We start from the raw sequence: 11,972 nt of genomic DNA on the forward strand, positions 1-11,972 counted from the left end.
ACGTGACCTTTAATGCGATCCGCGTCGTGGTCGGGTGGGCGCAGTGTTACTCATCCAGCGTCGGATATGTCCCATCCGCTGGCCCGGCATAGAGCTCACAGCCGCTCTCGTCGGAAATACGCAGACGGTCGGGGATTTGTGGCATCGCCAGCGTGTGGAACAGCGCGCTGGCGCCGTGCAAGGCGGCACGCAGGTTCGGTGCTTCGAGCGGCACCCTGTCGAGCTTCGCTTCGGCGGCATGGCGCGAACGATAGAACTCGACGACGAAGTTCACGCATGCCTCCATGTTGCGGCCGGAATGCCGCAATCCTGCGGTCGCACCAGCCCCGGTGCGCGCGTCGTCCGGCTTGAAGAGGCCAGCGCGGCGGGATGGGACAGTTCTAGCTCCTGGACTTCGGCTTCAAACCGGCTTCCGCCTGCTTTACGGCCGAACCGAAGGGCGAGGCAGGCACTGCCGCCGTCTTGTCCTTCTTGGGCTTGCGTATCTCGCGATTGCTGCGCTGTTGACCCTTGGCCATCTTCTGATCCTTCGAATGTTGGCGGTTGATGCTGGCTTAAAGCGCGTCGCCTTTGAACGGATTCATGCGACGCGCTTTAAGCTCTTGTTTTTGTGCATGTCGTTGTCGCAAAACTTTCGAGCGACATGCATTAGCTTGCCGGATTGTCGGCCGCTTCGAGATTGTCTTCCGTGGTCACCCGTTCATAGGTCTCCTGGTCGCTGCGGATGCGGTATTGCGGCGAACCGTCCTTGACCGGCAGCTTGCTCTTGATCTGGAACAGTTCCGCAGCCTTCTGGACAAGGCCGGTACGGCTCTTCATGCGGACTGTCTGGCCAATTGTGAAAAGATGCGCCGGCGTGTCGGTGCGCGGGCGCGCATTCTGCTGGAAGCGGATCATGCGGCGTTCTCCCTATCGAGTCTCAGCGCGGTTTCGAGTTCGGCGTGGTCGACGGCGACAAGCTGGCTGGTCGCGCTTTTCACCGTCCTTGCCGGCAGGTGGATGAAGGTTGCGACACGGCGCCAGGCAAGCCACGACATGCCGTCAATCAGCTCTTCGTCATGGTCGATGTCGTAGTCTCCCGCCGGCAACTTTCCTTCCAGCCCGCCGAGCACGAAGGGTGCCTCGAAATGCGCGATGGAATGCGTGGTGCGGCCAGACATTCTTTTACCTCGAAGTTCTATGATGGCATCGGCATCGTGCCTGGAAGCAAAGCGTCTGCCTGAAAGCAAAAAAGCGGGGACGAACCCCGCTTCTCCTATCACCGGCAATCGCTGGAGATGAGCCTCTTTCGAGAGCTGCCAGTACATCCGTGGTCAGCGTTCATCGCATTCGGCCGGGTCAGATCAGTTGCAGATTGGCGGCCGACTCGCGGCCCTTGGTGTCACGCTCCAGATCGAACTGCAGTTTCTGGCCTTCGGCCAGGCCGGGGAAGCCAGCGCGTTCGAGCGCGCTGACATGGACGAAGACGTCCTTGCCGCCATCGGCCGGCTGAATGAATCCGAAGCCCTTCTGGCCGTTGTAGAATTTCACGGTTCCCGTGTTCATGTGAGTGTCTTTCAAAGAGAGAAATGAACGCTGGGCAAAATGCGCCGCGCGTTCCTGTATCGGGGATTTGGAATGAGTTTGGCGGGTCGAAAACCTCTGACGCCGCGAGATGCCAAGCTTGGCCCAAAAACGATCTCATACCATTAATCCAAAATTGTGGTTTTTTCAAGAAAATTTCCGAGAAAATTCGACTAATTCGGAAATTTACCCCATATAAATTTTCAAGAATTCTGCTACGGTAAAACAATATCAAAAAATTCCTTATTGAGATCGCTAGAATAATTATTCTGGCGCCTGGACTTATTTTTTCCGGAAAGGACAAAAATCTATGAGAGTCATGAAAACACCTGATGGTCCGGCCGTAAAAATCAAGGCGATGGTCAAGTTCCCAAAAGTCATGTCGGCGCGCCTGACGATAAGAAGCGATGAGGCGGCACGGCGGAAGATCGCAGACACCGACGGCACGCTGCGGCGGGCGCGTCAACTTGCCGAAAGCAATCGCCTTATTTGACGCGGAGGAAATGCGAATGAACAGTATCAGAAGCCTCTGCGCCGCCTCCGCTGATGCGAAAGACGGCAGTCTGGGCCAGATGAACCATGACTATGGGCGGCGCATCGAGATGAACAGATCGTGGACCATCTATCACGTGTTTACCGGCGTTCCGGCCGAAGTCGGTGCGCGTTCCATGGTGGGTCTTAGCAAAGTTGATGCTACCGCCGGGATGCTGTTCCTGAATTCCCACAATTTGGAAAGGCGCAGGACATCGTTCCTGCAGAATGCACGTTCCCGTGGCTTCAGCGAGCGCTGCGGCGCTACACGTCCCCTGGACGCGTAAGGGACGCTGCAGCACTCTGATTTTGCGCATGATCCTTGTCCGGGAAATCCGTTTTTCTCGGATCATGCGCCAAGGAATTCGACCATGACGCTCAATTTCCCCAACCCCAGCCGCTCCTATGACGCAGCGGCCAAGCGTATTCGTTTCACCGGCCATGACGGCATGTTCGAAGTGCCCTTCTTCGTGGAGATTGCCGCGCTTTCGGCGGCAAGTCCGGTCACGACCGGAGCGGAGGCCGAATATCTCAGCGCGTTCGATGCGAAGCGCTCCTCGATCCAGGATGTCGCGCGGGAAGCCTATTCGCATGGTCGCAAGAACATGTATGTGCTGACCCAGGCAGATTTCCGGTAGGCTTGCCCGCAAACCCTTGAACCTGCCGCGCCGATGGCCTAGATCGCCACAGGCGCACAAACACGGCAGGTTTCCCATCAACAGAGATCAAAGAAGAGCGGCGGGCGCGGGAGCGAGGTCTGGCACTGGAGGCGGGCCACCGCCAGGTCTCGACCAGTATGTGCAGCAGGCGCTGCAACTGCACCAGGCCGGACGCCGGCAAGAAGCCGAGGCGATTTACCGGCAGGTGCTGGCGCGCAAGGCCAATCACGCCGCCGCTGCGCACTTCCTCGGATTGCTGCTGCATCAGACCGGGCGCAGCGCCGAGGGGATGGATCTTCTCGAACAGTCGGTGCAGTTGCAGCCGACCAATCCCGATTTCCTCAACAATCTCGGAACGGTGATGCGCGATCTCGGCCGCGTCGCGGCGGCCGTCGATTTCTTCCGCGGGGCGGTGGATATCCGACCGGACCAGCTCGCGGCGCGCGACAATCTCGGCTCGTCGCTGAAGCAGCTCGGCCAGTTCGAGGAGGCCGAAGAGATTTATCGCGGCACGATCGGCCGCAACCCGTTCCATGTCCGCGCCCGCATCGGGCTTGCCGAAACGCTGCAGGAGGCCGGGCGGCTCGACGAGGCGCTCGCCGTGTTCCGCGAGGCGCTGACGATCCGGCCGAAGGATGCCGACCTGCTGCACGGGCTGGGCGTCGGGCTGATGGAAAAGGGCAAGCTCGATGAAGCGACCGATCTTTTCCGCCAGGCGCTGGCAGTCAATCCCGGCATGGCCCGAGCCTGGCTGATGCTGACGCAGGTCAAGCGCCAGAAGGAGCGCGACGCCGAGCTTGCCGGCATGGAAGCACAGCATGCCAAGGCGCCGCAGGACAGCCTGGCGCGCATGCAGCTCTCTTTCGGCCTCGGCAAGGCCAATGACGATCTGAAAGATTATCCACGAGCCTTTGATTATTTCGCCGAAGGCAATGCCATCCGACGCAAGGGCATTGACTATGATCCGGTGAGGACGCGGGCCGAATTCGATGCGATGAAGTCGGTGTTCGACGCCGGCTTTTTCGAAAAGCACAGACCGAGCTCAATCGCCGACGACGCGCCGATCTTTGTCGTCGGCATGCCGCGTTCGGGCACGACGCTGGTCGAGCAGATCATCGCCAGTCATCCCCAGGTCTATGGCGCGGGCGAGCTCAGTATCTTGAAGACGGTGGTCGGCAAGCAGTTCCCGTCGACCATGCCAGGTGGCTTCCCCTGGGGGGTATCCGATGTGGCCGATGCGGATTTTGCCGAGGCCGGGCAGGCCTATCTCGACATGCTGCACGCCCGCTATCCGCATGTCCGCCATGTCACCGACAAGATGCCAGGCAACTTTCTGCTTATCGGCTTCATCCACATGATGCTGCCGAAGGCCAGAATCATCCATTGCGCCCGCGATGCGGCGGCGACCTGCCTATCGATCTACAAGGTGCATTTCCGCGGCGACAGCCACCGCTACGGCTACGATCTCGGCGAGCTCGCCGACTTCCACAATCTCTACACCGACATTATGGCGCATTGGCGCAGCGTGCTGCCCGGTATCGTGCACGATGTGCGCTACGAGGATTTCGTCGCCGATCAGGAAGGGCAGACGCGCGCATTAATCGCCCATCTCGGCCTGCCCTGGGACGATAGGGTGCTGTCGTTCCACGAAACCGACCGACCTGTGCGTACGGCCTCGGCCGCGCAGGTGCGCCAGCCGATGTACCAGGGCTCGGTCGATCTGTGGAAGCGCTATGGCGAGCGGTTGAAGCCGCTGCTGGACAGGCTGGATTGACATGCTGGTCAATGGCCGAAGCATCTCAGCTTCGTCATCCTAGGGCGAAGCAGGAGCGCAGCTCCGTCGCGGAGACCCTGGGATCCATTCCGTGCCCTCGATCGAAGGAGGCAGCGGCGCAGAATTCTGCGCCGTTGCAACGCCTCTAGGTCACGGCATGGATCCTATGGTCTGCGCCGCGTCGCTTCGCTCCTTGCTCTGCCATAGGATGACGAAGCGATGGGTCAAAGCTCCATGAAGGGCTGGAAGCCGCCGAAGATCATGCGCTTGCCGTCGAACGGCATCGTCGATAGGTCTCCATTCAGGCGCGGGTCGGCCATCACCTTGGCCATCACCGCATCGCGGCTTTCCCGCGATTCATAGACGACCCACGAAAAGACGACGATCTCGTCATCCTTGGCCTGCACGGCGCGCGGGAACGAGGTGACCTCGCCATAGGGCACGTCGTCGCCGATGCATTCGACATAGGCGAGCGCGCCATGCTCTTTCCAGACTATGCCGGCCATTTGCGCCATTTTCTTGTAGGCATCGAGATTTGCCTTAGGCACGGCAAGCACGAACCCATCGACATAGGACATTTTGGTCTCCTCCTTAGGCCTTCTTCACCGGCGCGTTCATCGCCCACTCAACACCGAAGGGATCGCGCATATTTCCCCACTGGTCGCCCCAGAACATCACCTGCAGCGGCATGACGACCTCGCAGCCGGCATCGACAGCGCGCTGCCACCAAGCGTCGATATCGTCGCTGCCGAGGTGAAGCTGCATTGTGTAGCCCTGCGGCTTCACGGCGGACATGCCGTGCTCAGGGTAGAAGTCGGAGATCATCAGCGTCGAGCCGTTGATGTGCAGGTGGATGTGCATGGTGCGGCCCTGCTCGTCCGGCGGGTAGAAGAAGACCTGCTCCGCGCCAAAGGCCTTTTGATAGAATTCGGCGGCCTTGAAGGCGCCATCCAGCTGAAGATAGGGCGTCAAGCCGCCGAGGACTTTCGCCGCGGGCTGGGTTTGGGGCTGATCGTTCATGTCTTGCTCCTCTTTGGGTTTGGTTGGCCTTGCCAACCAAAGGACGAACGAGGCGGCGGCAATCCTACATGGCTGCCGGATTTTTTTCGAACGCCACGATCAAACGCTCCGGCCACGGGCCGGTGGTCGCCTTCATATTACCTTGGTCAACGCGGTTGCCATGGCAAGGCGACGTTCGTTTTGCGCGTCGAGGATTTCGGGCCAGCCTATGTCCTTGCGCAATTCGATCGGCAGTGAAAGCAGCGCGCGCTCGCTGCGGTAACGGGCGCGGGTCGCCGAGTAACGGGTCGCGATGCGGCCTATGGATGACAGAATGGACATGATGCACTCTCCCTGGTTGAAGCCGGCATCATCGTGTCGGCGTCCCAAGGACATGGCGTGGGGGTCATGATCCGACAGACCGCTGAGAATTTTCTGTCGTCAGATCGGTATCGGCCCGTGCAAAGGCGGATGTGGTTCAGTTGACCGCTGCGGCTAGCGCAGTGTCGTAATATTCCACCACCTCGACGGCCAGGCCGTCGCGTATTGTCCAGAAATCGGCGACGGGCATCACGAACTCGTCGCCGGTCGCGCGACGTGTCATGTGGTACTCGACCTGGGCGGCAACCTTGTCGCCGCCATCGATGATCTCGACCGGAATGACGCGCCGGTATTCGAAGTCCTCATTCAGGTCCACCAGGCGCGCAAGGAATTCCTGCTTGCCGCGAGCGCTGCCGGCGCGACGCGACTGCCGCGGATCGGCGATCCAACGAAACACGACATCATCGGCGCAATGCGCCAGTGCGCCCTCGATGTCGCGATCTGCATAGGCTTGGTAGAAGTTGTTAACGAGGTCTACCGCACGCATATCCTATCCCTCCCTAAGCTCTACCGCGGCAGGATGCGCCTTTTTAGGTCGATGGAAAAGCTTTCTTCCGTGGTCAACACGGCGTCCGGGCCCACAGTACTTCAAAATGTCGGCCCGGCAGATGCATTGTTGTCCTCAGCCGGTCCCCTCGGCCACCGAGCTGAAGAAATCCTCCGGACTGTCGACCTCGGTCAGCCGCCGCTTCTCGATCAGCCAGAACCGGTTGCCGATCGTCCTGATGAACGAGCGGTCGTGCGAGGCGAGCACGCAGCTTGCCTGATGCGCCAGCAATTCGGCCTCCAGCGCCTCCTGACCATCGATGTCGAGATGGTTGGTCGGCTCGTCGAGCAGGTAGAAATTGGGATTGGCGAGCCTGAGCGCCAACATCATCAGCCGCGCCTTCTGCCCGCCCGACAGAACGCCGATCATGCGCTCCTGCATGTCGATGCTGACCCCGGCGCCGGCGAGCAGCGAGCGGGCGCGTTGCTCGCCGACATCGAATTTTCGCGAGAGCATCGCCAGTGGTGTGTCGCTGCTGCTCATCCCGGACAGTGCCTGGTCGCTGTAGCCGAGCACCGTCGACGGCGTCACCTTGACGCTCTGCACGGTTTCCGGTTCACCGATGGCATTCCGGATCAGGGTGACGAAGCGCGACTTGCCGACGCCGTTGCGGCCGAGCAGGACGATGCGGTCGCCCTGACAGATATGACGCTTGCCGGTCCTGAACAGCAGCGTGCCGTCGGGTGTCTCGACCGCCGCATCATCGAGCGTGATCAGCACCTTGGCATGGGTGCCGCGATTGGCGAGCTTTATCGCGCCCGCCGTTTTCTCGCGATGCGCAGGTGCTGCCGCTTCTTCCAGGCGTTCGGCGCGCTGGTTGAGCTGCTTGGTCTTGACCGTCAGCAGGTCGCTGCCCGAATTGATGCCGATGTTGTTGAGCTTGGCGGCCTGCCGGCGCAATTGCTGTGCCACCTTCATGTCGCGTTGGAATTTGCGCTCGGTCGAGGCATCGATCTCGCTCAAGGCGTCGCGTGCCCGCGAATAAGGCAGGGCAAACACGGGAGACTGCTCGGGGCGCAAGAATAGCGTGCGGTTGGTGGTAGCATCCAGGAAAGCGCGATCGTGGCTGGCGATGATGACCGGCACCTCGCGTGGCAAGGCATTCAACCAAGTTTCCAACTGGCTGATGCGGGCAAGGTCGAGATGGTTGGTCGGCTCGTCAAGGAGCAGGACATCGGGATCGGTGACCCAGACGCGGGCGATCAGCGCCAATCGCTGCCAGCCGCCGCTCAAGGCACGCATCGGCCGCTCGCGCATCGGCTCAGGCACGTCGAGGGTGTCGAGCACCACGTCGACACGCCACAGTTCGCCTTCGGCCTGCTCGGCCGGCAGGGCGTCGGCAACCACCTGATGGAAGCTGAGGTCGAGGAGGGCCGGCGGAACGGATTGCTCGACATGGCCGACACGCAGGCCGCGCGTGCGGGTGATGTCGCCTGATGTCGGCTCGATCTCGCCGGTCAGGCATTTGAGCAAGGTCGACTTGCCGCGGCCGTTGGCGGCGACGATGCCGAGACGGTCACCGGCGCCGATGGTCAGGTCGAGGTTGGAAAAGAGCGGCGCAGTCATGGTGACGCCGAGGGATTTGAGGCTGATCAGGGCCATTTGGATTTCTCTGGTCTTGCCGGAGGCCGGCTCAATGCACTTTGACGGTGCGCGTGCTGATCATCAGGCTCAGCGTTGCGGCACCACGAAGGGCAGACCAAAAAATCGAAGCGGGAGAAACCCGGACCGTCCCTGGTCAGCCCTGCAAGCAAGCTCGCAGGGCAGAAATCGGGCCACGCTGACGATGGTGACGAAAAAACGTAAACACGTGAGCCCTCCTTTCAAGACGTTTGAATGTGGCAACTGGCTACACCAGGGCAGGGGCAGATGGCAAGGGGCTGGTAGGGCCGACCGAAGGGTGATTATCAGACGGTCCTCAAGTGGCCACCGCTTGATCCATATTCCTTGTTCAGATCGAGCAGGAAATGCCCAAACACCGTGCTTTTGCCGAGGTCGACAACGATGACGAGAAGGGTATTGAAGCGCCCGGTGCCGATCAGCACCTGATCGAACCGGTTCCTTGCGTCTCGATAAACATGCCCAACGTCGTTCAAAGAGGGCAGACCGATCTCATCCAGATCTAGCGCGTTGACGTACGGCCATATGTCCAGGGCAGCCTCTGCCGTAGCGGTGACGTCAGTCATAGGCTCAACAAAGCAAGCCTTGAATTCGTCTTCGTCAAGTTGCCGAGTGAAGACCATCACAACGAATGCCTATCGCTACCGCCCGGGCCGACCGGTCTTACCTGGCCGGCGCTTTTCGCGGCGGGCGTCGCCCGGATCCTCGTAAGAGCCGATGCCGGCGCGCTGGCGAGCAATGGGTTTGGCGGAATCGTTGCGATCCTTCGCGCCTGCCCCGCCGGGCATCTCCCCCACAAGGGGGGAGATCGGCTGTGGCTTCGCCGGCACCTTTCCCTCGATCGGCTTCTCGGTCCGGCGCACCGTCATCTCGTCGAGCGAATTCTTCTTGAACAGCGGCTTGGTCGGTTCACCCGGTATACCGAAATCCGAGCCGTGCGCCTCCTGCGCCGACTGCTTCTTGAACAGCGAACGCGAGACGGCGCCTGACGGCGTCGGCATGTCGGTGCCAGGCCCCATATCGTCCAGCGACGGCTTGGCAAACAACGGCTTCTTCACCGGGACGGCGCCGTCGGCGCCCATTTCGTCGAGCTCCGGCTTGCGGAAGAGGTTGGACCGGGCAGCCTTGGCCGCCTCTTCGGCGGCACGTGCCTCGTCGAGCTTGCGGAAACGCTCCTGTTCCTCTGATGTACGATGTTTGGCCACGCCCTTGTTGTGCTTGCCCTTCTCGCGACCGGAGACGGGGCTTTCCATGTCGACGTATTTGGCCAATGGGTCTTCCGAGATGGACAGTTCCATTTCGCGCAGCCGCTTGATCTCGTCGCGGATGCGGGCCGCCTTCTCGAAATCGAGATTGGCGGCGGCGTCGCGCATCTGCTTGTCCATCGCATCGAGATGGGCCTTCAGATTGTTGCCCATCATCGCGCCGGCGCTGTCGGTGAACTGCGAGATGTCGGCGCGGACGTGGTCCTTCTCGTAGACCGAATCGAGAATGTCCGAGATGCGCGACTTGACCGATTCCGGGGTGATGCCGTTGGCCGCGTTCCATTCCATCTGCTTTTCGCGGCGGCGGTTGGTCTCGGCCATCGCGCGCTCCATCGAGCCGGTGACCTGGTCGGCGTAGAGGATGACCTTGCCGTCGACGTTTCTGGCGGCGCGGCCGATGGTCTGGATCAGCGAGGTTTCCGAGCGCAGGAAACCTTCCTTGTCGGCGTCGAGGATGGCGACGAAGCCGCATTCGGGAATGTCGAGACCTTCGCGCAAGAGATTGATGCCGACCAGCACGTCGAAGGCGCCAAGGCGCAGATCGCGCAGGATCTCGATGCGCTCCAGCGTGTCAATGTCGGAATGCATGTAGCGGACGCGGATGCCTTGCTCGTGCAGATACTCCGTCAGGTCCTCGGCCATGCGCTTGGTCAGCACGGTCACCAGCGTGCGGTAGCCGGCCTTGGTGGTCTCGCGGATCTCGCCGACGACATCGTCGACCTGGCTCTTGGCCGGACGCACCTCGACCGGCGGATCGATGAGGCCGGTCGGGCGAATGACCTGCTCGGCGAAGACGCCGCCGGACTGCTCCATCTCCCAGCCGCCGGGTGTCGCCGAAACCGCGACGGAAAGCGGGCGCATGGCGTCCCACTCCTCGAAACGCAAGGGACGGTTGTCCATGCAGGAGGGTAGGCGGAATCCGTACTCCGCCAGCGTGGCCTTGCGGCGGAAGTCGCCTCGGTACATGCCGCCGATCTGCGGCACGGTGACGTGGCTTTCGTCGATGAAGACCAACGCGTTGTCGGGAATATATTCGAACAGTGTCGGCGGCGGATCGCCGGGCTGGCGGCCGGTGAGATAGCGCGAATAGTTCTCTATGCCGGCGCAGGAGCCGGTCGCCTCCAGCATCTCCAGGTCGAAGCGGCAGCGCTGTTCCAGCCGCTGCGCCTCCAGAAGACGGCCAGCCTTTTCAAGCTCTTGCAACCGGTGCCTCAGTTCTTCCTTGATCGACTTGATGGCTTGATTCAAGGTCGGGCGCGGCGTCACATAGTGCGAATTGGCGTAGATCTTGACGCTTTTCAACTCGCCGGTCTTCTGTCCGGTCAGAGGGTCGAACTCGGTGATCGACTCGATCTCGTCGCCGAACATCGAGATGCGCCAGGCGCGATCCTCAAGGTGGGCCGGGAAGATCTCGATCGTGTCGCCGCGCACGCGAAACGAGCCGCGCACGAAGTTGATGTCCTGCCGCTTGTATTGCTGGGCGACGAGGTCGGCGAGCAGCGCGCGCTGGTCGAGCCGGTCGCCGATCTGCATCTGGAACGTCATCGCCGTATAGGTCTCGACCGAGCCGATACCGTAGATGCAGGACACCGAGGCGACGATGATGACGTCGTCGCGCTCCAGCAGTGAGCGCGTCGCCGAGTGGCGCATGCGGTCGATCTGCTCGTTGATCGAGGATTCCTTCTCGATGAAGGTGTCGGTGCGCGGGACGTAGGCTTCCGGCTGGTAGTAGTCGTAGTAGGAGACGAAATACTCCACCGCGTTTTCCGGAAAGAATTTCTTGAACTCGGAATAGAGCTGCGCGGCCAGCGTCTTGTTGGGCGCCAGGATTAAAGCAGGGCGCTGCGTCTCCTCGATCACCTTGGCCATGGTGAAGGTCTTGCCGGAGCCGGTGACGCCAAGCAGCACCTGGGTGCGGTCGTTGTCGTTGACGCCTTCGACCAGATCCTTGATTGCCGTCGGCTGGTCGCCGGCCGGCTCGAAATCCGACACCATTTTGATGGCGATGCCGCCTTCGGATTTCTCCGGGCGGGCAGGGCGGTGCGGCGTCCACAGCACGCCGTCCTTGTGCAGCGGATTGCCGGATTCGATCAGCGCCGACAAAGCGGCCACAGTGGCGGTGACGCCGCTGGAGGTCATGGTCTCGGCGTCTTCGAGAGAAATGTCGAGGCCGGCAACCGGATTGAGGCCGGCCGCGGTTCTCTCCCTGGCCGAGGCCGCGCCGCCCATCGAAGTGCCGCGTGCGGTGCGGCCGGGGGAGGCAGAGCGTTCGGGAATCTTCTTCGCCGCCTTCGGCGATTTACTGCCGCCCTTGCCTGACAGGCGCCCTTCCTTCTCCGCTTCCTGTTCGATCTGCTCGGCCCAGTCGGCGATCGAGCCGGTCAGCGGCGTGCCGGACAATTCCGCTTGCGGCGCTTCGGCAAAGCCGCCCTTGTGCAGCGGCTCCGACGCATCGAGAAAATCGGTCAGCGGGCTGCGCCGCCTGGGCGGCGAAGCGCGGTCGTCACGCGCCGGCGAGGGCGTCTTCTTATCGGAGGGTTTGGCCATGCCCCAAATATGGGAGGTATCGGCCAAAATGGAAAGAGCGGAGTGAAGAGGGGCACAGTGCCAGGCGAAGCTGCTGACAGAAGGCT

16 protein-coding genes are annotated in these 11,972 nt (G+C 61.5%); 4 read left to right on the forward strand and 12 right to left on the reverse strand.

What is annotated here, in order from left to right:
* Positions 1–46 precede the first annotated feature (46 nt).
* The 5 genes from C9427_RS14275 to C9427_RS14290 all read right to left on the reverse strand — a co-directional run bounded on the left by C9427_RS14275 (position 47) and on the right by C9427_RS14290 (position 1,545).
* Positions 47–274: a hypothetical protein gene (locus C9427_RS14275; protein ID WP_107649862.1), complete on the reverse strand. Its 228-nt coding sequence runs from the start codon at positions 272–274 to the stop codon at positions 47–49.
* Positions 275–380: 106 nt separating this feature from the next.
* Entirely contained in the window at positions 381–518 is a 138-nt protein-coding gene (locus tag C9427_RS34080; protein WP_167434347.1) for a hypothetical protein, read from the reverse strand.
* Between the two features lie 130 nt (positions 519–648).
* Complete coding sequence (locus tag C9427_RS14280) at positions 649–897, reverse strand: hypothetical protein (protein WP_107649777.1); 249 nt, start codon at positions 895–897, stop codon at positions 649–651.
* On the reverse strand, positions 894–1,160 hold the full coding sequence (locus tag C9427_RS14285; RefSeq protein ID WP_107649778.1) for a hypothetical protein: 267 nt from the start codon (positions 1,158–1,160) through the stop codon (positions 894–896). The genes C9427_RS14280 and C9427_RS14285 overlap by 4 nt, the downstream gene beginning before the upstream one ends.
* 178 nt (positions 1,161–1,338) lie before the next feature.
* On the reverse strand, positions 1,339–1,545 hold the full coding sequence (locus tag C9427_RS14290) for a cold-shock protein (protein WP_107649779.1): 207 nt from the start codon (positions 1,543–1,545) through the stop codon (positions 1,339–1,341).
* Between the two features lie 337 nt (positions 1,546–1,882).
* On the opposite strand from C9427_RS14290, the gene C9427_RS14295 reads away from it, so the two are divergent.
* From C9427_RS14295 to C9427_RS14310, 4 genes are all read left to right on the forward strand, one after another.
* Entirely contained in the window at positions 1,883–2,056 is a 174-nt protein-coding gene (locus C9427_RS14295; protein WP_245437072.1) for a hypothetical protein, read from the forward strand.
* Positions 2,057–2,072: 16 nt separating this feature from the next.
* Complete coding sequence (locus tag C9427_RS14300; protein ID WP_107649781.1) at positions 2,073–2,381, forward strand: hypothetical protein; 309 nt, start codon at positions 2,073–2,075, stop codon at positions 2,379–2,381.
* A gap of 84 nt (positions 2,382–2,465) precedes the next feature.
* The gene (locus tag C9427_RS14305; protein WP_107649782.1) at positions 2,466–2,732 is read left to right on the forward strand and encodes a DUF1488 family protein; all 267 of its coding nucleotides are present in this window, start codon (positions 2,466–2,468) and stop codon (positions 2,730–2,732) included.
* Positions 2,733–2,892: 160 nt separating this feature from the next.
* A complete protein-coding gene (locus tag C9427_RS14310) occupies positions 2,893–4,527 on the forward strand; it encodes a tetratricopeptide repeat-containing sulfotransferase family protein (protein ID WP_107649783.1) in 1,635 nt (544 codons plus the stop codon).
* A 224-nt stretch (positions 4,528–4,751) separates the two neighbouring features.
* On the opposite strand, the gene C9427_RS14315 is transcribed toward C9427_RS14310, so the two are convergent.
* The 7 genes from C9427_RS14315 to uvrB form a co-directional block, all read right to left on the reverse strand.
* Positions 4,752–5,105, reverse strand: coding sequence for a DUF1428 domain-containing protein (locus tag C9427_RS14315; RefSeq protein WP_107649784.1), 354 nt, complete (start codon positions 5,103–5,105; stop codon positions 4,752–4,754).
* Positions 5,106–5,118: 13 nt separating this feature from the next.
* Positions 5,119–5,547, reverse strand: coding sequence for a VOC family protein (locus C9427_RS14320; protein WP_107649785.1), 429 nt, complete (start codon positions 5,545–5,547; stop codon positions 5,119–5,121).
* Positions 5,548–5,679: 132 nt separating this feature from the next.
* A complete protein-coding gene (locus tag C9427_RS14325) occupies positions 5,680–5,868 on the reverse strand; it encodes a hypothetical protein (protein ID WP_107649863.1) in 189 nt (62 codons plus the stop codon).
* Positions 5,869–6,004: 136 nt separating this feature from the next.
* A complete protein-coding gene (locus C9427_RS14330) occupies positions 6,005–6,394 on the reverse strand; it encodes a nuclear transport factor 2 family protein (RefSeq protein WP_006338454.1) in 390 nt (129 codons plus the stop codon).
* 135 nt (positions 6,395–6,529) lie between these two features.
* Positions 6,530–8,056 carry an ABC-F family ATP-binding cassette domain-containing protein gene (locus C9427_RS14335; RefSeq protein WP_107649786.1) on the reverse strand — a complete coding sequence of 509 codons (1,527 nt, stop codon included), beginning with the start codon at positions 8,054–8,056 and terminating at the stop codon, positions 6,530–6,532.
* Positions 8,057–8,361: 305 nt separating this feature from the next.
* A complete protein-coding gene (locus C9427_RS14340) occupies positions 8,362–8,640 on the reverse strand; it encodes a hypothetical protein (protein WP_167434348.1) in 279 nt (92 codons plus the stop codon).
* Between the two features lie 75 nt (positions 8,641–8,715).
* Positions 8,716–11,886 (reverse strand): excinuclease ABC subunit UvrB, encoded by a 3,171-nt coding sequence (gene uvrB, locus C9427_RS14345; RefSeq protein WP_107649788.1) that lies wholly within the window; start codon positions 11,884–11,886, stop codon positions 8,716–8,718.
* Positions 11,887–11,972 lie beyond the last annotated feature (86 nt).

The sequence above is a fragment of the Mesorhizobium helmanticense genome (genome assembly GCF_003034915.1).
GTDB lineage: Bacteria > Pseudomonadota > Alphaproteobacteria > Rhizobiales > Rhizobiaceae > Mesorhizobium > Mesorhizobium helmanticense.

Coding starts and splice junctions, on each gene's coding strand:
- C9427_RS34080 (WP_167434347.1), bottom strand. CDS start 518: ATGGCCAAGGGTCAACAGCGCAGCAATCGCGAGATACGCAAGCCCAAG.
- C9427_RS14280 (WP_107649777.1), bottom strand. CDS start 897: ATGATCCGCTTCCAGCAGAATGCGCGCCCGCGCACCGACACGCCGGCG.
- C9427_RS14285 (WP_107649778.1), bottom strand. CDS start 1,160: ATGTCTGGCCGCACCACGCATTCCATCGCGCATTTCGAGGCACCCTTC.
- C9427_RS14290 (WP_107649779.1), bottom strand. CDS start 1,545: ATGAACACGGGAACCGTGAAATTCTACAACGGCCAGAAGGGCTTCGGA.
- C9427_RS14295 (WP_245437072.1), top strand. CDS start 1,883: ATGAAAACACCTGATGGTCCGGCCGTAAAAATCAAGGCGATGGTCAAG.
- C9427_RS14300 (WP_107649781.1), top strand. CDS start 2,073: ATGAACAGTATCAGAAGCCTCTGCGCCGCCTCCGCTGATGCGAAAGAC.
- C9427_RS14305 (WP_107649782.1), top strand. CDS start 2,466: ATGACGCTCAATTTCCCCAACCCCAGCCGCTCCTATGACGCAGCGGCC.
- C9427_RS14315 (WP_107649784.1), bottom strand. CDS start 5,105: ATGTCCTATGTCGATGGGTTCGTGCTTGCCGTGCCTAAGGCAAATCTC.
- C9427_RS14320 (WP_107649785.1), bottom strand. CDS start 5,547: ATGAACGATCAGCCCCAAACCCAGCCCGCGGCGAAAGTCCTCGGCGGC.
- C9427_RS14325 (WP_107649863.1), bottom strand. CDS start 5,868: ATGTCCATTCTGTCATCCATAGGCCGCATCGCGACCCGTTACTCGGCG.
- C9427_RS14330 (WP_006338454.1), bottom strand. CDS start 6,394: ATGCGTGCGGTAGACCTCGTTAACAACTTCTACCAAGCCTATGCAGAT.
- C9427_RS14335 (WP_107649786.1), bottom strand. CDS start 8,056: ATGGCCCTGATCAGCCTCAAATCCCTCGGCGTCACCATGACTGCGCCG.
- C9427_RS14340 (WP_167434348.1), bottom strand. CDS start 8,640: ATGACTGACGTCACCGCTACGGCAGAGGCTGCCCTGGACATATGGCCG.
- uvrB (WP_107649788.1), bottom strand. CDS start 11,886: ATGGCCAAACCCTCCGATAAGAAGACGCCCTCGCCGGCGCGTGACGAC.